The sequence below is a fragment of the Gardnerella sp. C0684A1 genome, from assembly GCF_055326835.1.
The window spans coordinates 89,447-112,853 of sequence record NZ_JBLTSX010000004.1 but is presented as its reverse complement, the minus strand read 5'-3'; the positions used below and the strand labels follow the sequence as shown (position 1 = coordinate 112,853).

Annotated in this window: 19 protein-coding genes; all 19 read right to left on the bottom strand. The window is 43.3% G+C overall.

Going from position 1 to position 23,407, the window contains the following annotated elements:
• Positions 1-81: 81 nt before the first annotated feature.
• Complete coding sequence (gene metK, locus ACNEUN_RS04880) at positions 82-1,383, bottom strand: methionine adenosyltransferase (protein WP_463631212.1); 1,302 nt, start codon at positions 1,381-1,383, stop codon at positions 82-84.
• Positions 1,384-1,629: 246 nt separating this feature from the next.
• Complete coding sequence (gene rpoZ / locus ACNEUN_RS04875) at positions 1,630-1,914, bottom strand: DNA-directed RNA polymerase subunit omega (RefSeq protein ID WP_427877151.1); 285 nt, start codon at positions 1,912-1,914, stop codon at positions 1,630-1,632.
• A gap of 81 nt (positions 1,915-1,995) precedes the next feature.
• On the bottom strand, positions 1,996-2,607 hold the full coding sequence (gene gmk, locus ACNEUN_RS04870) for a guanylate kinase (protein WP_463631289.1): 612 nt from the start codon (positions 2,605-2,607) through the stop codon (positions 1,996-1,998).
• A gap of 69 nt (positions 2,608-2,676) precedes the next feature.
• Positions 2,677-3,573, bottom strand: coding sequence for an orotidine-5'-phosphate decarboxylase (gene pyrF, locus ACNEUN_RS04865; RefSeq protein ID WP_427877152.1), 897 nt, complete (start codon positions 3,571-3,573; stop codon positions 2,677-2,679).
• Positions 3,574-3,576: 3 nt separating this feature from the next.
• Positions 3,577-6,969, bottom strand: coding sequence for a carbamoyl-phosphate synthase large subunit (gene carB / locus ACNEUN_RS04860; RefSeq protein ID WP_427877154.1), 3,393 nt, complete (start codon positions 6,967-6,969; stop codon positions 3,577-3,579).
• 23 nt (positions 6,970-6,992) lie between these two features.
• Positions 6,993-8,216: a glutamine-hydrolyzing carbamoyl-phosphate synthase small subunit gene (gene carA / locus ACNEUN_RS04855; RefSeq protein WP_427877155.1), complete on the bottom strand. Its 1,224-nt coding sequence runs from the start codon at positions 8,214-8,216 to the stop codon at positions 6,993-6,995.
• Between the two features lie 418 nt (positions 8,217-8,634).
• Positions 8,635-9,156, bottom strand: coding sequence for a transcription antitermination factor NusB (nusB, locus tag ACNEUN_RS04850; protein WP_463631208.1), 522 nt, complete (start codon positions 9,154-9,156; stop codon positions 8,635-8,637).
• 166 nt (positions 9,157-9,322) lie between these two features.
• Positions 9,323-9,886 (bottom strand): elongation factor P, encoded by a 564-nt coding sequence (gene efp / locus ACNEUN_RS04845; RefSeq protein WP_004115197.1) that lies wholly within the window; start codon positions 9,884-9,886, stop codon positions 9,323-9,325.
• Positions 9,887-10,004: 118 nt separating this feature from the next.
• Positions 10,005-10,853 carry a hypothetical protein gene (locus ACNEUN_RS04840; RefSeq protein WP_463631206.1) on the bottom strand — a complete coding sequence of 283 codons (849 nt, stop codon included), beginning with the start codon at positions 10,851-10,853 and terminating at the stop codon, positions 10,005-10,007.
• 176 nt (positions 10,854-11,029) lie between these two features.
• Complete coding sequence (locus tag ACNEUN_RS04835) at positions 11,030-12,289, bottom strand: zinc ribbon domain-containing protein (protein ID WP_463631204.1); 1,260 nt, start codon at positions 12,287-12,289, stop codon at positions 11,030-11,032.
• A 150-nt stretch (positions 12,290-12,439) separates the two neighbouring features.
• Entirely contained in the window at positions 12,440-13,132 is a 693-nt protein-coding gene (pyrE, locus tag ACNEUN_RS04830) for an orotate phosphoribosyltransferase (protein ID WP_463631203.1), read from the bottom strand.
• Positions 13,133-13,193: 61 nt separating this feature from the next.
• Entirely contained in the window at positions 13,194-14,186 is a 993-nt protein-coding gene (locus ACNEUN_RS04825; RefSeq protein WP_463631201.1) for a dihydroorotate dehydrogenase, read from the bottom strand.
• Between the two features lie 9 nt (positions 14,187-14,195).
• Complete coding sequence (locus ACNEUN_RS04820; protein WP_463631200.1) at positions 14,196-15,092, bottom strand: dihydroorotate dehydrogenase electron transfer subunit; 897 nt, start codon at positions 15,090-15,092, stop codon at positions 14,196-14,198.
• Between the two features lie 108 nt (positions 15,093-15,200).
• Complete coding sequence (gene pyrF / locus ACNEUN_RS04815) at positions 15,201-16,238, bottom strand: orotidine-5'-phosphate decarboxylase (RefSeq protein ID WP_463631198.1); 1,038 nt, start codon at positions 16,236-16,238, stop codon at positions 15,201-15,203.
• A gap of 23 nt (positions 16,239-16,261) precedes the next feature.
• Complete coding sequence (locus tag ACNEUN_RS04810) at positions 16,262-17,674, bottom strand: dihydroorotase (RefSeq protein ID WP_463631196.1); 1,413 nt, start codon at positions 17,672-17,674, stop codon at positions 16,262-16,264.
• A 55-nt stretch (positions 17,675-17,729) separates the two neighbouring features.
• Positions 17,730-18,980 carry an aspartate carbamoyltransferase gene (gene pyrB, locus ACNEUN_RS04805; RefSeq protein WP_463631194.1) on the bottom strand — a complete coding sequence of 417 codons (1,251 nt, stop codon included), beginning with the start codon at positions 18,978-18,980 and terminating at the stop codon, positions 17,730-17,732.
• Between the two features lie 142 nt (positions 18,981-19,122).
• The gene (locus ACNEUN_RS04800) at positions 19,123-19,455 is read right to left on the bottom strand and encodes a type II toxin-antitoxin system RelE/ParE family toxin (RefSeq protein WP_463631192.1); all 333 of its coding nucleotides are present in this window, start codon (positions 19,453-19,455) and stop codon (positions 19,123-19,125) included.
• Positions 19,455-19,688, bottom strand: coding sequence for a hypothetical protein (locus ACNEUN_RS04795; protein WP_004106418.1), 234 nt, complete (start codon positions 19,686-19,688; stop codon positions 19,455-19,457). The genes ACNEUN_RS04800 and ACNEUN_RS04795 overlap by 1 nt, the downstream gene beginning before the upstream one ends.
• A gap of 95 nt (positions 19,689-19,783) precedes the next feature.
• On the bottom strand, positions 19,784-23,002 hold the full coding sequence (locus ACNEUN_RS04790) for a bifunctional [glutamine synthetase] adenylyltransferase/[glutamine synthetase]-adenylyl-L-tyrosine phosphorylase (RefSeq protein WP_463631190.1): 3,219 nt from the start codon (positions 23,000-23,002) through the stop codon (positions 19,784-19,786).
• Between the last annotated feature and the right edge of the window lie 405 nt (positions 23,003-23,407).

Sequence of the window (23,407 nt, the reverse complement as noted above, 5' to 3'; positions counted from 1 at the left end):
ACTAGCAAACAATTCTTACGCAAAACTTACGAAAACTTGCACAAACTTACGAAAATAATTTCAGAAAATTATTTCAATAAACTATTTTCGCAAATTAGAATGCAAATTTTTTAAAGCTTCTTTTACTTCTTCTACTCGATTAAGCTTTTCCCACGGAAACTCAATATCCTTTCGACCAAAATGACCGTAAGCTGCAGTTTTTGCGTATATTGGTCGCAATAAATCAAGCTCGTCAATAATAGCTGCAGGACGTAAATCAAAAACTTTACGAACAACCGCAGCAATATCTGAACGAGTAACTCCAGAAGCCTCAGTACCAAACGTTTCAACGTTTACGCTTACAGGGTCAGCAACACCAATAGCATACGCAACCTGCACTTCAGCTTTACTAGCTAATCCTGCTGCAACAATGTTTTTTGCAACCCAACGTGCAGCATAAGCAGCAGAACGGTCAACCTTGCTAGGATCTTTTCCAGAAAAAGCGCCGCCGCCATGATGAGCAGCACCACCGTAAGTATCAACAATAATTTTCCTACCAGTAAGGCCAGAATCAGCTGCAGGACCTCCTAAAACAAAAGAACCAGTTGGATTTACAAGCATCCTGTAATTATCGTGCTTTACAGACTCTCCTAAAACTTCTTTCAATATCGGCTCAACAACATTATTTACAAGCTGATCTTCTAGCCAATCGTGATTAACTTGAGGATCATGCTGAGTTGAAATAAGAACAGTATCTAATCGCTTAGGTTTTCCATTCTCGTCGTATTCAATAGTTACTTGAGTTTTGCCATCCGGACGCAAGTGCGAAACTGTACCATTTTTACGCACTAAAGAAAGCTGCTGCGCTAAACGGTGAGCTAAGTAAATTGGAAGAGGCATGTACGAGTCAGTTTCGTTACAAGCGTAGCCGAACATAACACCTTGATCTCCAGCACCTTGCGAAGCGTAACGCTCTTGCCTAGAAGCAGCACTTTCATGCGACTCATCTAATCTTGAAACACCTTGATTAATCTCAGCACTCTGCTCAGTAAGAGATACCATTACTCCGCAAGAGTTAGCGTCAAGGCCTACAGCTGAACTGTTGTAACCAACTTCGTTAACAACTTTTCTAACTATGCCTGGAATATCAGTGTAAACTTCGCCTCGAACTTCACCAAAAACAACAAATTGGCCAACGCAAGCGCAAACTTCAACAGCAACGTGAGAATGTGAATCTTGACGAAGCATATCGTCTAAAATAGCGTCCGCAATTTGATCACAAAGCTTATCTGGATGACCTTCTGTAACAGATTCTGCAGAAATCAGTCTTGGCTCAATACGATTATGCTCTGCTGCAGTTTCTACGCTATTTTCGTTTATCTCACTTTTCACACATTCCGCCATGCTTGCCCCATTTGCAAAAATAATTAAAGTAATATTTAAAAGTAAATAAAACAGTTGTAACTGACATACTACTATCGACTATGCAACAAACACGAAACTGTTTTACAAAATACTTGGATTATGCACAAAATCCAGTATCGGAAGATTAAATATCAGAAGATTAAATATCAGAAAATAAAAAAAAACAGTCACACTCCCAAAGCAGAAGTGTGACTGAATAAAATTTTAAGACAAGTTAAGCTGGAATTAATTTCCTTCGCTCATATCGTCTTCGCCGAGAGTCTCTTCTAGCAATCCTTCGTTAATTTCGCGGAAAGCAATAGAAAGAGGCTTCTCTTGATTCTTGTACTCAACAAGAGGACCAACGTTTTGAAGCATTCCCTCATTAAGTTGAGTGAAATAAGAATTAATCTGCCGTGCTCGTTTTGCGGCAAACAAGGCAAGCGCATACTTGGAGTCCGCATGCTGCATTAAATCATCAATTGGCGGATTCGCAAGTCCCGTAGGTGTTGGCTGAGTGCCCAATGCCATAATGTTCTCCATATTCTATGGTGCCACAATAGTTCCGAAAAGCTTATTATATGCCACATATTGGATATTGTGACAGATAATTTACAAATCGTATTCTTTCGCAATAATATTCCACAATTCGTCAGCTGCGCGCTCAACATTATCGTTAACAATAACAACGTCGAACTCATTAGCAGCATCCATCTCAACTTTAGCAGTTTCTAAACGTTTCGTCTGCTGTTCAGGAGTTTCTGTACCACGCTTAATAAGTCTTCTTTCCAGCTCTTCAAAGCTAGGAGGTGCTATAAAAACGTATACAACTTCTAAACCGAGACGAGTCGCTTCCTGCTTTACTCTTCTAGCGCCTTGAAGATCAATCTCAAGTAAAGTCGGTACGTCTTGAGCAAGATGATCAAGAACAGGTTGCAAAAGAGTACCGTAATGCGCCATTCCATGCACTAAAGCAGTTTCTAAAAACTCACCGTTTCTTTTGCGACGCTCAAACTCTTCTTCGTCAAGGAACCAGTAGTGGATTCCGTTAAATTCTCCAGGACGAGGCGCGCGAGTTGTAGCCGAAACAGAAAGCCATATTCGAGGATGTTTCTCGCGTAGCATACCTTCTACAGTACCTTTACCAGCCGCTGTAGGACCAGTTAATACTATGAGTCGACGTTTTTTACCGTCAATAGGTTCGGTAGCAGAAATTGCCGGCATTGAAGTGGTAGTTTCTGCTCCAACAGTATGCTTTTTCATGATTATTAACTTTCTGCTCTTGACTAAATTTTAATCCATAAGCGCCTGACGTATGTCCCAAGCGATACGTTCAGTAGCAGCTGAAAGATCTCCAATATTTGGACCGTGCGATGCTATTGAGCGCGAAACTGTCACAAGCACGTTACCATGCGTTCCAGCAAAAACACGTTTCAAATCGTTCGCTTCAGCACCCTGCCAACCGTAACCTGGAGAAAGAATAGGGCCGGTAAAACTTGTTAAATCAATACCGCCACCATTCATCCAATCTCCAACAGTAGCACCAACAATCAAACCGACTGACCCCATGCCCTTAGTTTTATTATTAAACTTTTGAGCAGTCTGTGCTATACCGTGAGCAACAGTAGTTCCGCGATAGTCTCCACTTTGACGGATAGCAGTTTGCAAGCTAGCGCCTTCAAGATTTGAAGTTAAGGAAGCTATAAATACACCTTTACCATTATTTAAAGCATCGTTAATAAGGCCGCCCATAGATCTAGCACCATAGTATGGTAAAAGCGTAATAGCATCGGTAAGCAGTGGAGCTCCTGGCTTAAAATAAGCGTCAGCTAATGCAGAAATCGTAGTAGATAAACCACCGTGACCGCAGTCAACAATGGTAATAACATCCATTTGACGAGCCGCATAAAGCACACGCTCGAGCGCTGCGAAACCTTTAGAGCCGTAGCGCTCGAACATGCTTGATTGAAACTTTACTGCGGCAGCTCTGCCGTTCATGGCTTGAAGCATACGCATAGAGAACAATTCAGCTCCCAACGCATCCATCTTATATCCCCAATTAAGAAGCATTTTTCTATGAGGATCAATGCCAACGCAAAGAGGACCGTATTTGGCCATAGCGTTTTTCAAACGCAAACCAAAATCGGAACGTTGTGCCTGCAACTCCTGTTCACGTATGCTCTCGCTCATGTGTCACGCCCGACTTTCTTGGCTTTCTGCCCGTTCGATTGCAAACAGTTGCTTTGCATGCTCCTGAATGCTCATCACCTGGTAATCATTATTTTTTACAGCTTCAATTGCCATCAAAACTGGAGCAAACTCAGTAATGGTGGTGAACTGCGGAAGATCTGCTGCTACTGCAGCTGCACGAATAGCGTAACCATCCGTACGAGACCCTCTTGAGTTTGGTGTGTTAAGCACCATATCAATCTTACCATTCTCAATGAGCTCTACGACGTTTTTACCAATTCTTTCTCCGCCATCAGTACTACGTACATCTTTAGCAGTGTCGCCTTTGCTGGAAATCTTGTCGACAATCACAGAATCAATGCCGTAGCGTCGAAGCACAGAAGCAGTACCTTCAGTAGCCCAAATAGTAAAACCAAGCTCTACTAAACGAACTGCAAGAAGCGGCAATTGCCTCTTATCAGCATCACTTACGGAAACAAAAACGTTTCCGCTTGTAGGCAAACCGCCCTTGTATGCTGCAAGCTGGCTCTTAGCAAAAGCGTGTGGGAAATCACGGTCGAAGCCCATAACTTCGCCAGTAGAGCGCATCTCTGGTCCAAGCAAAATATCAACCGTACGGCCAACAGGAGTGCGGAAACGCTTGAACGGAAGCACAGAAGCTTTAATAGCAACCTGCTGACCTGGGTGAATATCTCCACCATCGCCTTGTGGGAGAAGAAGTCCGCGCTTTCTCTGCTGGGCGATTGTTTCACCAGCCATAATTCGAGCAGCAGCTTTAGCAAGAGCAACTCCAGTAGCTTTAGAAGCAAATGGAACTGTACGAGATGCTCGAGGATTTGCCTCGATTACGTACAAAGTGTTTGCCATAAAAGCGTACTGCACGTTAATAAGACCGCGAACCGAGCAGCCACGGGCGATAGAAAGAGTGCCTTCACGAAGACGACGAATCTGATCGTCCGAAAGAGTGCTTGGAGGAAGAGTACAAGCAGCGTCACCCGAGTGCACGCCAGCCTCCTCAACATGCTCCATAATTCCGCCAATATAAAGCTCATTGCCGTCGTAAAGCGCGTCAACATCGATTTCAATAGCGTCCTGAAGGAACTTATCGATCAAAAGCGGCGAAGGCAAACGCCCAGAAACAACCGTGTCTGCTCTAGCTTCTTCCAAAGCGCGATCAACATACTTTGCAAGCTGAGCGTCATCGTACACGATTTCCATGCCACGACCACCGAGCACGTAACTTGGGCGCACAAGAACCGGGTAGCCGATTGCGTGAGCTGCATCTTTTGCTTCTTCAAGACTTAAAGCCGTGCCGTATCGAGGAGCATTCATGCCTTCTTGACGAAGAACCTCGCCGAAAAGCTCACGGTTTTCAGCCAAATCAATAGCCTCCGGAGTAGTTCCCAAAATTGGAACTCCAGCAGCTTTAAGACGAGCAGCAAGCGAAAGTGGCGTTTGACCGCCAAGCTGCACAATCACACCCTTAACTGGACCAAGCTTCTTTTCTGCTTCGTAAATTTCAAGAACATCTTCGAAAGTAAGAGGCTCAAAGTAAAGGCGGTCAGACATGTCATAATCTGTAGAAACTGTTTCAGGATTGCAATTAACCATAATGGTGTCGTAATCCTTACCCAATTCCTGAACAGCGTGAACGCAAGTGTAATCAAACTCAATACCCTGGCCAATTCTGTTAGGACCAGAACCCAAGATAATCACAGCTTCGCGATCGCGCTTCTTCAACTCGCTTTCGTCAGCGTAGCAAGAATAGTAATACGGAGTTGCTGCATCAAACTCAGCTGCGCAAGTGTCAACCGTCTTGTAAACAGGACGCAAACCGTAAGCCCAACGAAGCTCACGAACCATGTTTTCACCTTCGTCGCCGAGATTGCGTAAATGCGCAATTTGAACGTCTGAAAGGCCAGCAAGCTTAGCGCGCTTCAAAACTTTAGGCGTTAAAGTTTCAGCTTCACGAACTGCGAGCGCAGTTTCGTTAATTTGCGCTAGCTGTTCCACAAACCATGGGTCGATTTTTGTTGCTGCAAAAATCTGCTCTGGCGTTGCTCCACCCCACAGCGCACGCTGGATTTGCAAGTAGCGGTGCTCTGTTGGAGTATGCATTTCTTCAAGAAGCTTGATCACTTCTTCCTTGCTTGGACGCTCTCCATCCCAGCTAAAGCATGCGTGACGCTTATCGATTGAGCGCATTGCTTTTCCAAGGGACTCCTGGAAGTTTCCAGCCAAAGCCATTGCTTCGCCAACTGACTTCATAGAAGTTGTAAGCGTAGTGTCTGCTCCTGGGAACTTTTCGAAAGCAAAGCGCGGAATCTTCGTTACAACGTAGTCGATTGTTGGCTCGAAGCTTGCAGGAGTTGAACGAGTAATATCGTTTTGAATTTCGTCCAAAGTGTAGCCGAGAGCAAGTTTCGTTGCGATTTTTGCGATTGGGAAGCCGGTTGCTTTAGATGCGAGCGCTGAGGAGCGAGAAACTCGCGGGTTCATTTCGATTACGATAATGCGGCCGGTTTGAGGGTTGATTGCAAACTGAATATTGCATCCGCCGGTGTCAACTCCAACGCCTCGAATAATCGCGATACCAATATCGCGCATCTTCTGGTACTCGCGGTCTGTAAGCGTAAAGCAAGGAGCAACTGTAATAGAGTCACCAGTGTGCACGCCTACAGGGTCAACATTTTCGATTGGGCAAACTACTACGACGTTGTCTTTTGCGTCGCGCATAAGCTCAAGCTCAAATTCCTTCCAGCCTTCAATGCCTTCTTCAATAAGCACTTCGTTTGTTGGAGAATAGTGAATGCCAGCTCCTGCAATGCGGTGAAGCTCTTCTTCGTTATGAGCAATACCAGAGCCGAGGCCGCCCATAGTAAAGCTTGGGCGTACAACAACCGGGTAGCCTAAAGTTTCAACAATTTTATCTACTTCTTCGATTGAATGAGCAATAAAGGATTTTGCTGACTCAGCGCCGGCTTTTTCTACGACTTTTTTGAAAAGCTCACGGTCTTCACCGCGGTCGATTGCTTCCAAAGAAGCACCAATAAGCTCAACGTTATATTTTTCGAGTATTCCTGCACGACCTAAATCCATTGCCGCGTTAAGAGCAGTTTGGCCGCCGAGTGTTGGAAGCAGCGCATCTGGACGCTCTTTAGCAATAATTCTCTCCAAAATCGAAGTGTCAATTGGCTCAATATATGTTGCGTCTGCAAGCTCCGGGTCGGTCATAATCGTAGCAGGATTGGAGTTCACAAGAATTACGCGAATTCCTTCTTCGTGAAGCACTCGGCAAGCCTGCGTTCCCGAATAATCAAATTCTGCAGCCTGACCGATAACAATCGGGCCAGAACCAATTACCATAACCGACTTAATATCAGTACGTTTTGGCATAGTAAATCTTCTCTTTCCTGTTCCTACTTCTGAGCCTTTAAATTCTTGCGTGAAGAATTATGCATAGATTCAACAAAACGGTCAAAAAGATACGAAGCATCGTGAGGTCCTGCTGCAGCTTCTGGATGATACTGCACAGAGAAGGCTGGAATATCAAGGCATTTCAAACCTTCCACGACGTTATCGTTTAAATCAATGTGAGAAACTAGAACGCGACCAAAGTGACCGTTTTCGTAAGGAGATTGAACCGGCCCGTCAAGAGGTGCGTCCACTGCGAAGCCGTGATTGTGAGCTGTTACTTCCACTTTTCCTGTTGTTACGTCTTTTACAGGCTGATTAATACCGCGGTGACCAAACTTCAGTTTGTATGTACCAAAGCCGAGTGCGCGTCCAAGAAGCTGGTTTCCGAAGCAGATTCCGAAGAACGGATATCCTGCGTCCAAAACTTTTCGCAAAAGCTCAACTTCGCGGTTTGCTTGAGCAGGATCTCCAGGACCATTTGAGAAGAACACGCCGTCAGCGTTCAAAGCTTCTAATGATTCAAAACTGATTGAGGAGCTTACTACGTGAACACGGCATCCACGCTCTGCTAAACGATGCGGAGTCATGGATTTAATACCAAAGTCGACTGCCACAACATTGTAAAGTGGGTCTTTGCCTTCAAATTCACCACAAGGATCAATAGTATAAGTTTTTTCAGTGCTTACTTCATCTGTTAAGCGTAAGCCTTGCATTTGTGGAGTGCGCTTGATTTCGTCAACGAAGGACGCAACAGTGCGCAAAGCACCCGTGGACTCATCAATAAGAGCCTTATTACAAAAAATGCCGGCACGCATAACGCCAACCGAGCGCAAATGTCGTACCAGCTTTCGAGTATCAATACCACTAATACCAACGATACCTTGTTTTCTTAAATCATCCTCCAAGGAACCTTTGGATCGCCAATTGCTTGCTATAGGACTTGGGACTTTAACCACGTATCCTGCAACCCAAATTTGTTGAGATTCCGGATCTTCATCGTTAACTCCCGTATTACCTATATGTGGGAATGTTTGAACCACGATTTGTCGATCATAACTTGGATCGGTTAACGTTTCTTGATAACCGGTCATACCTGTTGAGAACACAATTTCGGCGCAAGTAGAACCTTCAGCGCCAAAAGGCTTACCGACGTAAACCTGACCGTCCTCTAATACCAATACTGCATCGTCACTGCCGAATCCGGCAAAGGTGTCGTTGTAGTCCACCTTAACCCCCTTATGGCTTTAGGTTATTCGTGGTAAGTCTACTCAGATTGTAGGACGGCGACGCGCCGGATATTAAGTTACTGCAGTTTTTGCTTTGTAATTGATGCGTACAAGCCTTAGAACGAAGAAATGTCGATAACATCGGGAAATTTTGTGTTTTCGACAGTTTCAGCCTACATTCTGTTTATTTCACCAGATGATTTGGTATTTTCGACAGTTTCAGCTTACATTTTGTTTATTTCACCAAATGATTTGGTATTTTCGACAGAATTACACTGCATTTTGTCGAAAACATCGGCTGATTTGGTAAAAACGACAAAATCAGCATATAAAAAATCCGCCCACTGCGTGCAGTAAGCGGATAATCGTTACAAATCTATTGACGTATCAAAAATAGTCAAATTGTAAGCTTTTAAAATTATTCCGTAGCTTCGGAAGATTCTGCAGTATCGCTAGCAGCTTCTTCCGCAGCTTCTTCCTCAGTAGCTTCTTCCGCAGATTCTTCCGCAGCAGCCTCGCCATTAAACTTAGCCAAGCAAGCATCTTTATCGGACACTATCGCACTCAACAAACCGTGCACGAAACTAATAGCATCATCCTCGCTATACATTTTCGCCAAAGCAATTGCTTCATCTATTGCAACTTTATCTGGAATCTCATCATTGAGTAGTATTTCCCACACGGCCATTCGCAAAATATTGCGATCTATAACAGCCATTCTGCCAACTTTCCAGCCGGTTGAATAGCGGTTCAAAGTTTTATCTATTCTGTTTCGTCGCTCTCCTACTCCACGAACGATTTCAACAGCATAATCAGGAAGCGGCGTTTGCGCTCCAGGCTCTTTCAAGCGTTCCTCAAGTAGGGAAAGAATATTTTGATTCTTCTCGTCAGCTTCATAAAGCGTATTCAATGCTCTTTTTCGAGCTGTGGAACGTGCCATTGTAACGCCCTTCTGTGTAAAAATTCTGTGTAAAAATAAAATTACTTAATAAATTTTGTATCAAAAATTACGCGACCCAGCAACGAATAATCGCCACCGGGTCACTCTATAAAAATTATTTTGAAACTAGTTAGTTATTTAATTAATTATTTAACTAGCTAATTCTTTAGTTTTCGCGACCAAGGTAAGAGCCGTCACGAGTATCGACCTTCACCTTTTCACCCTCGCCCACGAAGAGTGGAACCTGGATTTCGGCACCGGTTTCAACGGTTGCAGGCTTAGTACCAGCGTTCGAGCGGTTACCCTGCAAGCCTGGCTCAGTGTGAGTAATGGTCAAAATCACCGAAGCTGGCAATTCAACGCTCAAAGGAGTACCGTCGTGGAAGCTCACGATGCAGTCAGTGCCTTCAAGCAAGTACTTGCTCTGCTCACCAACTAAATCCTTAGGAATGTAAACCTGATCGTAGGTGTTCATATCCATGAAAACGAAGTTATCTCCATCTTCATAAGAGTATTGCAAAGTACGATTATCAACGGTCTCGAACTCCATCTTCATGCCGGCGTTAAAAGTCTTGTCGACAATCTTGCCCGAGAGCACGTTCTTAATGGTGGTACGCACGAATGCAGGACCTTTACCTGGCTTCACATGCTGGAACTTGATGACGGTCCAAAGCTGACCTTCAAGGTTCAAAACCGATCCATTTTTAATATCATTGGTAGTCTGTGCCACGAGTTATCCGTTCTTTCGACGTAGGCCGTTTAACGCGGCCATGTAATAAACCTTGCTAATTATGCCACAACGCCTCAACTAATTAAAATAACAACACTTTCCTAGCGCAATTAGTTGATTATTGTTTATCACTTTGATTTGAAGATTCCGGATTATTGCTGCGACCCATTGGAATATAACCGCCTTGATCATCCTTAGGATGTGGAGCATTTAACGGATACCCATTGCCATCAAGATTTGTAAAATCTGCGCTTATCTTCTTAATTTTCGCCAAATAATCTTTAATAGCATTTTGCAAATCTGTAATACACTGGTTTAACTCATCGCTGTTGTTACTGCTTTTAGCAAGAGCTTTTCCTGCAGTATCAACAACTTTTTCTAAATCGGCTTGAGCTGCACCAAAAATAGGAACATTCTTAGTTTTATCTATAAGCTCTTGACCTTGCTTAACTAATTCTAAGAGCTTATTAGAAATTTCTTTTCTACCTGTTTCTAAAGCTGTTTTAGCAGATTTTACAAGAGCTTCTCCGTTTTTATTAAAAGAGTTGACTTTATCTGAAAGCTTATTTTCAACAGATGAAGAATTATCAGAATCAGTTCCAGCAGGACAGTTAGGTATTTTCTCTTTAGAATCAGATTTCACGTGATTTAATGATGATTCAAAATCTTCAAAAGCACTTTTAGCTTCATCTGAATACGAATTGAATTCAACTTTTTTAATATCAATAGCGCGAATAACGTCATCATCTGAAAGAGATTTTATAAGATTTTTTTGAGCATTAACTGCTTTTTCTCGCATTTGAATACAAGTTTTAGAAGGAGCAGAAACACTACTTTTCGGCTTGTTTTTATTGGTAGTTAAGAAGAATACTGCTGCGACTACGATTGCAACTACTATAATCGAAACAGCAACTACAGCAATAACAACTTTGCTATTTTTAGAAACAGAACTATTTTGCTCTCTCATAATCAGTCATTCCACCATCTAAAAAGTAACTAAAATAGACTTTACTTAGCAGACAGAATTAGACGCTAGTTTAAAATCTATTTATAAAATACGAATTTTATAAATTTTATCATTTAAACTATTTACGCACCATATTCTCGCAAATAATTTTCAGTCCTACTACTTAGATTATGGATTTATAGATTATTCTTCAACAAATCCAACAGATTTGAAACTAATTCAGCAACCTCAGATTTATCTGCAGAACTTGTCAAAACCGACATACCAAGCATCTTATCGCCGCTCTTAATAATCATGAAATAGTTATATGCGTTCTGAATTCCCTGACCTCGATGCGCCATAATTGTTATGCCGTTTGGGATTCTAACGCCATCATTAGCGACATTATAACCTGTTGGATTAGTAATAAACGAATTTCCCATTGCTTTTGAAAGCATAAGTGCAGCATCATGCGAAGAAGTGTAATTCTCATTGCCTTCTTTCGACGCATTAACATCACCAAATTTACGAGCAAACGAAGTGTCTGAATATCCGTTATTAGACAACCAACTATTTAATCCATCTAATCCACCCTGAGCATCTATAAGCTCATTAGCGGACTCATTACTCATCGTTTTAATAACGTTTTCGTATTGTTGCTCATAGTTATAATCTGACACTTCCTCAGCGTGCAAGATTACAGGGAAATAAAAACCAACAGCCGGGAGTTTAGTGTGCGAATTACCAGTCTCATACAAAATCTTATTTTTGTCTGCAATAGCAACAGATGCGACATGATTTTGTGAAAAATCTTTTATTAAATTATCAATTTTTTGTATATTCAGTTTTTTATTTTCGGAAACAGCATTTTTATTATCTTTTTTATTTTTGCTGTTGTAACTCTTGTCGTCCTCGTCGTCCTTGTTGTCTACATCAAAGCCATCATCTTTTTTAACTTGCTTTTTATCTTTTTTATTTTTGACTTGCTCTATTTTAGTTTGATTATGCGCTTTATTAGATTTCCCATTAGTTACGTACCACCATACGCCACCGCATATTGCTAAAACACAAACGACAATAGCGATAGTTACAGTAATAATAATAACTTGCTTTTTATTTTTATTCGCATTTGCATTGCGATTTGCAAAATCAGCTTGAGGGTAAAACGCGCCATTTGGATAAGGCTGATCTGTCGAATAAGAATTTGGGTAAGAGTCAGCATAAGAATTAGGCTGTTCTGCAATATTTGCATTATATGGCGGCATTGCTTCAGTTGGCTGCTCGTAAGAAAATGCCTGAGTTGAATCATTTTGAGATTCAATTGCCTGAGTTGAATCCGCTTGCGATTCAATTTGTTCAGCAGCAGTATCTTCTTGCAGGTTTTCTAACGGAGCACCGCAAGTATCACAGAATTTACTATTTTCCGCATTTTTACTGCCACATTGTGCACAGAACATATTCATTCCCCCAAAACTAAAGTAAATTAACTAGCCGTAATAAATTAACGAAACGTGCTGATTCTACAACAGTATTCCAACAAACTTTTCATACAACGAAGTGCAAAAATGTTATCGCAACCGTTTGTATTTAAAAATTATAGAAAATACTTACGCACCATATTCTCGCAAATAATTTTCAGCACGCGCAGCTAAATTCTCATCCATAACTGGCTTTCCGTCATTATTAGTGAGTTTTTGCGCTGCAGCGAAAATTTCACGCACGTTAGCAATTGGTAAAACTGGGAAACCAAACTCTTGCTCTACTGCTTTTACTGCAGAAAGCTCACTGTCTTTTGTGCGTTCCATTCTGTCTACTGCCAAAATCAAGCCAACAACTTGCACATTTGCTTCTGCTTTAAGCTTTGGCAAAGTTTCACGAACTGCAGTTCCAGCAGTCATAACGTCGTCAACTAACAGCACTTTCATACCGTCTTTTAACGGTTTTCCAACCATAATTCCGCCGTCGCCGTGATCCTTTCGCTCTTTGCGATCGAAAGTAAAACCGACTGGCATATTATGATTATTCGTCAAAGCCATTGCTGTAGAGACAGCCAACGGAATACCTTTATAAGCAGGACCGAAAACAGTATCGATATCTTGCGGAAGTTTGCCATCTTCAATTGCTGCAACAACTCGCTGAGCGTAATATGCGCCTAAGCTCGCTATTTTCATGCCGTCGTCAAAAGCTCCAGCGTTAATAAAATAAGGTGATTTGCGTCCAGATTTCAGCGTAAAGTCACCAAATTTTAACGCGCCTGAATCAAGCAAAAACTTTGTAAAACGTTCGTCTAATTCTGCCATAATTAGCTCTCTTTCCTAAAATATTTTTAAATACTTTCTAAATACGCTTACTTTCTTAATTTCAGCGCCAAGTTTTGCCTTCTTTAAGCAAAGACGCAAGCTTTGGCCTAGAATCAAGCAAATCGTCAAGCTCTCGCGCAATACGAATCGGAGCAGTAGGATCTACCAAAGCGGCAGCACCAACTTCTACAGCATTCGCGCCAGCGTACAAGTATTCCAAAGCTTTTTCGCCGGAATCAATTCCACCAATACCAATAATTGGAATATCTGGCATAGCTTGACGCACTCTCCACACGAAGCCAAGACCAATCGGGAAAATAGCAGGACCTGAAACACCGCCTGTACGGTTTGCAATAATCGGCTCGCCGGTTCTAATATCAATTCGCAAACCAACAAGCGTATTAATCATGCTTAAAGCGTCCGCACCAGCGTCAACTGCAGCTTTGCAAATCGAGACGATATCCGTAACGTTTGGCGTCATTTTTACAATCATCGGCTTATTTGTCATTGCACGAAGACGCTTAATTAAGCGATGCAACGCAACAGGATCCGTGCCAACGCTCATTCCGCCGTGAGTTACGTTTGGGCAGCTTACGTTAATTTCAAGCATGTCGGCCGCAGAATCAGCAAGCTTTTCAACAACTTGAGCATAATCGTCGTCACTGTGACCAGCAACATTAGTAATAACAAGCGCTCCCATGGATTTTAGTTTTGGCAGCTCGTCTACTAAATAGTGGTCAACACCAGGATTTTGCAAGCCTACAGCATTCACCATTCCGGAAGGAGATTCCGCAGTTCTAGGAGCAGGATTTCCTTCCCACGGGACTGGAGAAACGCCTTTTGTGCAGATTGCTCCAAGCTGACTTACGTCGTAAAAGCGGCGGCAAGCTGCAAGCTGGAAGGTTCCAGAAGCAGTTCCAACCATGTTTTTCCATTCAACTCCTGCAACTTTAGTTGGATGCTTCCAAACGTGGCTTGTGTCAAAACCTAAAGTTGCAGCAGAATTTGCAGCGTTATTTTCAGCGTTATTTGCAGCGTTATTTGCAGCGTTCATATTTACTTCTTACTCCCAACCCAATCGCTTAGCATCAAAAACAGGACCTTCGTTGCAAACTTTCAATCGTCCTTCTAGCGTATCTACTACGCAAGCAACGCAAGTTCCGTACCCACAGCCCATTCTCGCTTCTAAACTAAGCTGGCACTCAATATTTCTTTCATTCGCCCAGTGAGCTACAGCTTTCATCATTGGCAAAGGTCCACAAGACAAAATCACAGTTGGCAAATCGTCATCGAAATTAAAATGACCATTTTGCTCAAGCTCGTCAAGTAGCGTAATAACTGTTCCTTCAGCGTTTGTAATACTTTGTACGTCTGCAATATACTCTTTCATCAAATCGTCTGCAAAACGCTTCTCTCTATATCCGAGAACTGCTGTTACGCTAGAATCCTTACGCTCGCTTAAAGCCTGAGCCGCACACATAATAGGAGGCACACCTAAGCCGCCACTTACTAGCAAATAATGCGCAGATTTAGAAATATCAAAACCTAATCCTAAAGGTCCAAGAGCATCAACACTATCTCCTGACTTAAGCTTAGAAAACTCTGCTGTACCTTTGCCAATTACAGCAAAAATCAGCGTAAAAGTGTCGTCTTTTACACTTGCCACACCAAAAGGACGTGGAAGCATTGCAGTCGGATCCGGCGAATACAAATTAACAAACTGCGCAGGAGTGGCATGTTTAGCAATTTCGCAATCTCGCAAAGTCAAACGGTAAACGCCTTCATCAAGCTTCTCGTTATTAAGCACTTCTATAGTTCTGCGCCCTAAAAGACGCGAATATTTTGCACTGTTACTTTCATCTAATGCGCTTGAACCTGAAGAGTCAAAAGCGTCTTCACGTAACGTAATTATGGCGTTTCCCGAAGCTTTTCGCGTTGGAATAAACATGCCATCACTCATGTGGTTTCCCCTACCCTTGTATGTGTTTTGTACCGTTGCGTTTTATTTTTACTTTTATTTTTAGTTTTAGTCTTATTTTTAATTATATTTTTAGTTTAGTTATAAATTTTATCGGTATACTGCATTGCGCAAGTCATCTCGCATATTTCGAGCAGCATCATAAGCAGAATCGCGCACAATATCAAGCACATCATCAAGCTGAAGTTTTCCTTGATTTTTAGCGTAATTTTCTGACTTTCTCCACGCTCCAATAATTCCTCGCGAAGAGTTCACTATAGCGCCTTCAGCGTTTTTATCAAACATTCCGGCAACATCTTTAGCCGTTCCTCCTTGAGCACCGTAGCCTGGAACCAAGAAGAAAGTATGCGGAATCAACTCGCGCAAACGCTTCCCCTCCTCCGGATGTGTGGCTCCAACTACAGCACCAACTCTGGAGTAACCATGCTTTCCAACGTGTGCAGCGCCCCAGTTTTCAATCAAATCAGCCATATGCTCATATACAGGTTTTCCATCCTGCAAAATAAGCTCTTGAAGCTCTTTACTAGACGGATTTGATGTGCGAAGTAGCACAAAAATGCTTTTATTATGCGCTTCTGCTTGCGAGATAAAAGGTTCCACACCATCCGAACCCATATAAGGGTTTACTGTAAGAGAATCTTCATGCCACACGTTTTTATTTGTATATTCTGAAAGAAGATTTACTAAAGAAGGTTGAAGGAGTTTTTTCGTATCCTCACTTAAGTAGGAGCTTAAGTTAGCGAAACCAGATAAGTGTGCTGCATACTGTCCTGCAGTAGAGCCAATATCTCCTCGCTTAGCATCTCCTATTACGATTAGTCCACGCGATTTTGCGTAATCGCAAGTCATCGCATACGTGTCCATTCCAGCAGGCCCCAAAGCCTCGTACATTGCGATTTGTGGCTTTACTGCCGGCACAATGTCAGCAACCGCATCAATAATTGCACGATTAAATTCAAAATATGCTGTAGAAAGAAGAGTTTCTAGCGCTTCTTCGCCTGTAACCTCTTGTAAAACTTCGTCAGCAAGAGCGCTAATAATTTCAGCAGGAACTATTTCAGGTTTAGGATCAAGCCCTACAACACTAGGATTTTGTTTAGATTCTATTGCTTCTATCAGTTCGTCCATAATTTTCCCACACTTAACTGTAATTACATTCTAGAGAATGCTAGTTCGGAGCCAATAATCGTAGCAACCGGCCTGCCTGTAAGCTGCCAGCCGTCAAATGGCGTATTTCTTGCTTTTGAATGGAACGAATTTGCGTCAACTGTCCATTTTTCATGCATATTAATCAGCACTAGATCAACATTTTCTGGATGCTCTGTAATGCTTAATCGTAGCGTTCGCTTATTTGCACATCTCGACGAAACGTTTAGTAAAGCTGCAATATCAGTTGGTCTTTTACTCATTAATTGCATCGGGTTTACTGCCATTAATTCTATTAAATGCTTGTCGTCTGTGTATCCTGCGTCTACCAGTACTTTTCTGCACACTCCGTACGCGCACTCAAGTCCAATAATTCCGTTTGGCGTGCTCGCAAAATCGCCTGATTTTTCTTTCATAGTGTGAGGAGCATGATCTGTTGCTATCATGTCGATTGTGCCGTCAGCAACAGCAGCTAACGTTGCTTGCCTGTCTGCTTTTGAACGAAGAGGCGGATTCATTTTTGCCATTGACCCATATCGCAGAACATCCTCATCGCAAAGAGCCACGTAGTGTGGAGCAGTTTCGCAAGTAATTGGTAAACCTTCTTTTTTTGCTTTGCGAATCGCTTTGAAAGCTGCGGCCGTGCTCACATGCTGGAAGTGTACATGTACCCCAGTTTCGCGCGCTGCGTCAATATCTCTTTGCACAATAGCTAGTTCTGTAGATGCCGGTATTCCGCCAACTCCCATAATTTTTGCTACAGGTCCGTCGTTTACTGCTCCAGTATCGTGATGCTCGCAATGTTCTACGAAAGGCAAACCAGTTTGTTTTGCCATAGCTAGCACGTCGTGCAAAATCTGTTCTGGAACTGCAGCACCGTCGTCACTTATTGCCGTCACTGGATGCTTTTTCATTGGCGAAGTTTTTTCGTCGTCGTCAATTCCAGGAACGTATTTTCGCCAATTTTCTATACGACTTGGTTTTAAGCCGGCTCTTCTAAGCGAAGCACACACGCTTAAATCGTATCGCACTGGAAGTTTTACTCCATAAAAGCAACCGTAACGCTGCAAATAATCTATAACGTTTTCTGCATCAAATGGTGATACTCCCCATGGCTCTCCGTCTACTGCAGGAATAGTATTCGGCATAATAAGAACACGAGTGTATCCGCCTGCTGCAGCGGCTTCACTTCCGGTAAGCATGGTTTCTTTGTCTGTTTGACCAGGATCCCTGAAGTGTACGTGCGGGTCCGCAAAACCAGGAGCAACAGTCCAATCGCTTGCGTCAATATCTCCAGCAACACGCGCATGTGGCTCTATTAGGGCATCTTGTCGAACTCCATCAACAATAAGATCGATTCGTTCGCCAGTATCCCACACGGAGATATTGCGCAAAGTTAAGGTGTTTGCGTTATTCATATCACTCCTAGTTTTGCGTAATTTTTATAGTTATATTAAGACTTTTACGGATTTTTTACTTGGTTTCTGCTTCTTCGTCGCAATACATGCAGCGATACTCGTTTCTGTCAGAATCAGCTTTGTAGAACTTGCGTTTAAGAGTTAACTCACTGTTTGTTATGCAACGAGGATTCGGGCATGTAAGATTTTCAGGCGCATTCTCGTCAGTTGTATGTACGCGAGGATCTGCTAAGGAAATTCCGTGTGCGTCAACCGCTTGCAATTCGTCTTCTGGAACGTTCACAAAATCTGTTGGCTCGTAGCCGCAAAGCTCGTCGCCAAGAACGGAACTTTCCAAAGCCATGCGCATAAGCATACCGTTTTTAACCTGCTCAAAGTATGCTGCACGAGGGTCGTCGTCAACATCAACCGCAATCTCGTTAATACGCGGAAGAGGATGCAACACAGGCATATGCGACTTTGCTTTCTGCAACTTTTCTTCCGTCAAAATGTACGTGTCGCGAAGTCGCAAGTATTGCTCGCGATCCGTAAAACGCTCTTCTTGCACGCGAGTCATATAAAGCACGTCAAGATTGCCAATAACTTCCATCAAGTCGCGAGTTTCCTCGTAAGTGCAGGAAGGAGTGTCGTTAATTCGGTCGATTACGTACTGCGGAGTTTTAAGCTCATCTGGGCTAATCAGCACAAAATGAACGTTTCCAAAGCGGCACAAAGTTTCAATAAGCGAGTGAACTGTACGGCCGTAAGTTAAGTCGCCACACAAGCCAACAGTTAAATTATTCAGTCTGCCAAAACGCGCAAGAATCGTTGCTAAATCTGCAAGAGTTTGAGTTGGATGCATGTGACCGCCGTCACCTGCGTTAATAATAGGCGTGTTCACAGCTTGCGTAGCAACGAAAGCCGCACCCTCCTTTGGGTGACGCATTGCAACAACATCAACATAATTAGACACAACTTTCAAAGTGTCGTTTACAGTCTCACCTTTGCTTGCGCTGGAAAGTTGCGCGCCTGCAAAGCCGATTACCTTGCCACCTAAACGCAACATTGCCGTTTCGAAGCTTAAACGAGTGCGCGTGCTCGGCTCATAAAAAAGAGTGGCCAACACTCTGCCATCGCAAGTGTGAGCCACTTCTTTACGGTGCGAATCAATGTATCGCGCTTTGTCTAAAAGCATTCGTATTTGCGCCGTTGAAATATCGTCTAATGTAACAACACTTTTACCTGCTAGTGAATTTGCAATTGTGTTGCGAGAAAAAATTTGATCTGAAGAAACAGAAGAATTAGAAGCGTTCATTGCGTTCGTCATAATAAATATCGCTTACCTTTCGTCAGTTGGCAAGACGGTCGCAACCACACGCGACCTACGCAATATTACTGATTAGCTTTGACGAATCCACCACCCGGAGTGGCGAAGAACTATAACTTATTATGCAACATTTAATAAGCATTCAATCCAATAAATCTATTTGTTCCAATACAGTTTGTTGATTACGTTTACCATAAGTAACCTTCAAAATATAAACTGTATTTTCTTCTAAAACAGCTCTGTAATAAACAAGAAAATTCTTTACAACTATACGACGCACGCCAAGTGAATTCCAAGGCTCATACTTGACTGCAGGTGCGAACTGAGGAAAAAGAGACAGTCTTTCAATACTAGATTTAATAAGATTAATAATTCTTACGGAAGTTTTCTTAGAGATATTAGATGCAATATAGTCTCTTATATTTTTTAAATCATTTTCTGCATCTTGAGTAACAAGAATATTAAAAGAACTCATTACAAGCCCTTTTCTAACTCAGCAAAAACATCCGCATATGGGCGTGCTAAACCAGAAACTGACTGCTTATAACTATGCATAAGTTTTGCAGCAAAATCAGTAGATAATAATTCGTCATTTTCTTCTAAATTTTCACTACTGACTGCTTGTTTTATAGGTGCAGAAACATCAGCATAAAAAACTGAAGAATTAGCTCTTTCTTTTACATCATTACTTATTACTGCATTTTTCATTAAAAATCACCTCCCATCCTGTAATTATAACCTAAAGCAGAGAATGCAACAATAAACGCAAATCGTACTAAGATGACGCAATTACGCCATAACGCCTAGCGGCCGTAGAAAAGGCGAGACATGGTTTCACGGCACTGGCGCATGGTTGCTAAAAGATCGTTTTCAAAAACGCGGCCCTGATTCGGCTCATATCCAAGATAAGTTGCGATTCCGCCGAGCGAATACGAGTCTGTTGGAATCACATCCGCGCGAGACATTGACCCGGACCACAAGAAGTTCGCGTTGCGCACCGCAGAGCACATATGCCAGCATCTCTCCAAAATTTGAGCATCCTCATCCTCAATCAAATGCTCAGATTGCAACGCTTTCAAAGCTTGCATCGTACCAACCACGCGCAAAGACTCGTAAGTGCCAGCGTATTGCAATTGCAAAAGCTGAACAGTCCACTCAACATCACTTAAACCGCCGCGGCCAAGCTTCAAATGCCTATCTCGACTTACTCCCCTAGGCAAACGCTCCGCTTCCATACGCGCTTTAAGCTTACGAATTTCAGCAAGTTGCGATTCACTAAGAGGATTTGCAGAGTAACGCAAATCGTTCACAACGCCATCAAGTAGAGCATCCGCCAAATCTTTAGAACCTGCAGCAAAACGCGCTCGAAGCAACGCCTGATGCTCCCAAGTACTCGCCCATTGACGATAATACTTTTCACAAGACTCCAGCGAGCGCACAAGAGGGCCGTCTTTTCCTTCCGGACGCAAATCCAAATCAACCATAATTTTTGGCTCAAGAGTAAGAGACCCTTGCAAAATATTGCGCAAAATCTCTACAGTTGTTTGAGCAAAACGGTGAGCCGCATCTAAATCGCAATCTTCACCAACCGGCTTATAAACTACCATTATGTCTGCGTCCGAGCAGAAGTTTACTTCCCTACCGCCGTAACGTCCAAGCGCAATAATCGCAATTTCGGCTTGAGAAGAGCTAAAACTCATGCGCAAAGCAGCCTCGCGCATAGACCAACACAAAGCCGCGTCTAAAACAGCGTCAAAAACGTCACTCATAGCGCGCATAGAAGTATCGTCGTCAATAAGACCACACATCCAAGCTAAAGCAACGCGCTCAATTTCCTGCCGGCGAAGCGCACGCAAAGACTGCGCAAAATCCGCAATATTACTAGCGTAACGCGCAACCATTGCGCTAGTTTGCATATCAAGACTTGCTCTATCGCGAGCAGATAACGCTTCGTCGTCACCAAGCCAAGTAATAGACTGCATTGACTGCATCATAGCGTCGCCAAGATAGCGCGAATCCGCTAAAACGTGGCAAAGACGCTGAGCTGCAGAAGGAGAATCACGCAAAAAACCAAGATACGTGTTCTTGCCGCCAAAACGCTCCGCAAGACGCCGCCACGCAAGCAAACCCATATCTGGATTCTGGCCGTCGCCAAGCCACTTCAACACAGCTGGAAGAAGAATCCTGTGAATCTTAGCAGCCCTAGAAAGCCCTTCCGTAAGCGCTTCAACATGCAATTGCGCGGCGGCAGCATCCGCAAAACCAATAGAAGCAAAACGCGCGCGAGCAGCTTCCGGCGAAAGCACAATAGGATCCGCATCCGTTTGAGCATTAATCGGAAGCATAGGACGATAGTAAATATCCTTATGCAAATTGCGGATTTCACGGCGAGCTTTATCAAAACGCTCAACTAACTCTTCCGGACGCAGCCGCACAGCACGAGAAAGACGACGAATCTGCTCATTATTATTAAGCTGCTCGGTAGAAATTGTGCGCGCACGATCCAAACCGCCGTTTCCTTGCGCACCCAAATCTGGGAACAAATGCGTGCGATGCATACTCCACATTTGCTGACGATGCTCAAGCACACGCTCAAAACGGTAGTGTTCCGCCAAAATCGCCGCCTGAGACCTAGAAACGTAGCCGCCCTGAGCCAACGCCTGCAAAGCAGAAATAGTATCCCTTACTCGAAGCGACTCATCCTCACTTCCGTGCACAAGTTGCAGCATTTGCACAGTAAACTCAACGTCACGCAAACCACCGCGGCCAAGTTTCATGTCAAGATCTCGTTGCGAAGCCGGAATAAGCAACTCAACACGTTGACGCATATGCTGACAGTCCGCCACAAAATGCTCGCGTCCAGAAGCCTTCCAAATAAGCGGCTCAACCATATCGCGGTAGGCTTTCCCAAGATCCGCATCCCCCGCTGCAGGATGAGACTTCAAAAGCGCCTGAAACTCCCAGCTACTCGCCCACTTTTCGTAATATTCACGGTGAGATTCAAGGCTTCGAACAAGAGGCCCATCCTTACCTTCCGGCCTGAGCGCAGTATCAATCTGCCAAAGCGGAGGCTCATCAGAGCCAATAACAACCGACTGACACACTTTTTGCAAAACCATCGCAATAGACGCACCAACACGCAAAGCCGCATCCTGATTCTGCTTATTACTAGAATCCGCCGGTTCCACAACATAAATCAAATCAATGTCGGAAACGTAGTTAATTTCTTGCGCACCAAGCTTACCCATAGCAATAATCGCAAACCTGCACGCGGAAGAACCAGTAACCTGGCCGCGCGCAATAGTCAAAGCCGCCTCTAAAACAGCATCCGCCGCGTCGGAAAGCTTTCGGCTAATATCCGGCTGCACTTCAACAGGGTCAGCGCTAGCTAAATCAGCCGCCATAATTACAGCAACATGCTCACGGTAGCGCGCACGAAGCGCAGAAACTGCTTGCGCAAAACCAAGGGATGTTAAGTAAATCGAATTGGAATCACTACTTTCGGAAGAAACAACTGTTGCAGTATACGCTTGTATAGAATCAAGTAAATCTTTTATACGCTCTTCTCGAGTCATTATAAACAAATGTTCAGGGTCGTTTGCTGCAGCTTTTATAAGATTAGGCCTTGTGCGCATAAGCATCGCCAACGCGTTAGACGCTCCCAACACTTGCATTAAACTTGTTAACGCGTCTGATACTTGCGAACTTGAATCTGAAATATTATTTATTACTTCTTCATATGCTTCACTTAAATATTGCAATGAAAGTACCGCAGAGTCTGGATCTTCAACAGTAAGCGCGCTTTTTAGCAATGTTTCAAACGATATTTTATTGCAATTTTTGTGTATTGCTATCATTGCGCAACGCGCAGCATCTGGTCGAGCAAAGCCTGATTTAATAAGACTTCTTGATGTGAGCGCGTTTGATGTGAGCGCGTTTGATGTGAGCGCGAACTTGCTTGCACTGCTTTCGTTAAAATTAGTTTCAGCAGCTGCACTATCCATTTTATTCGCACTTTCCATACCGCAACTTTACATTGTGGTGCTGTACAAGGCTACACAGTATGGCTTGTGTTACTGGCGCAGTCAGCGCTCGCGCATAACGCACATTGCCTCTTTTTCGTTCTTCTTGCAGTACGCGTTCTGCGTTAGTAACGATGTGCGTATTAATTGAGTTGTGTTTGGTGTGGCGCGATTGTGAGTTGTGTGATGAGCGGTGAGTGGTGAGTGTTACTTGTCTCGCAGCGCTACGCGAGTATCTGATTTTGGCGTGGCGCGAGTTTGGGGGGATTTCTCTCCTCGCACCTCCCGGCCTTCGCTACATATTCATGCAAAACATTATTAACGTAAAACAACTTTGCTTATGTTGTACTTACGTTCGCTCAGTCCTCTTTTAGTGCTCGTAGAGAAATCCCCCCAAACTCTGCG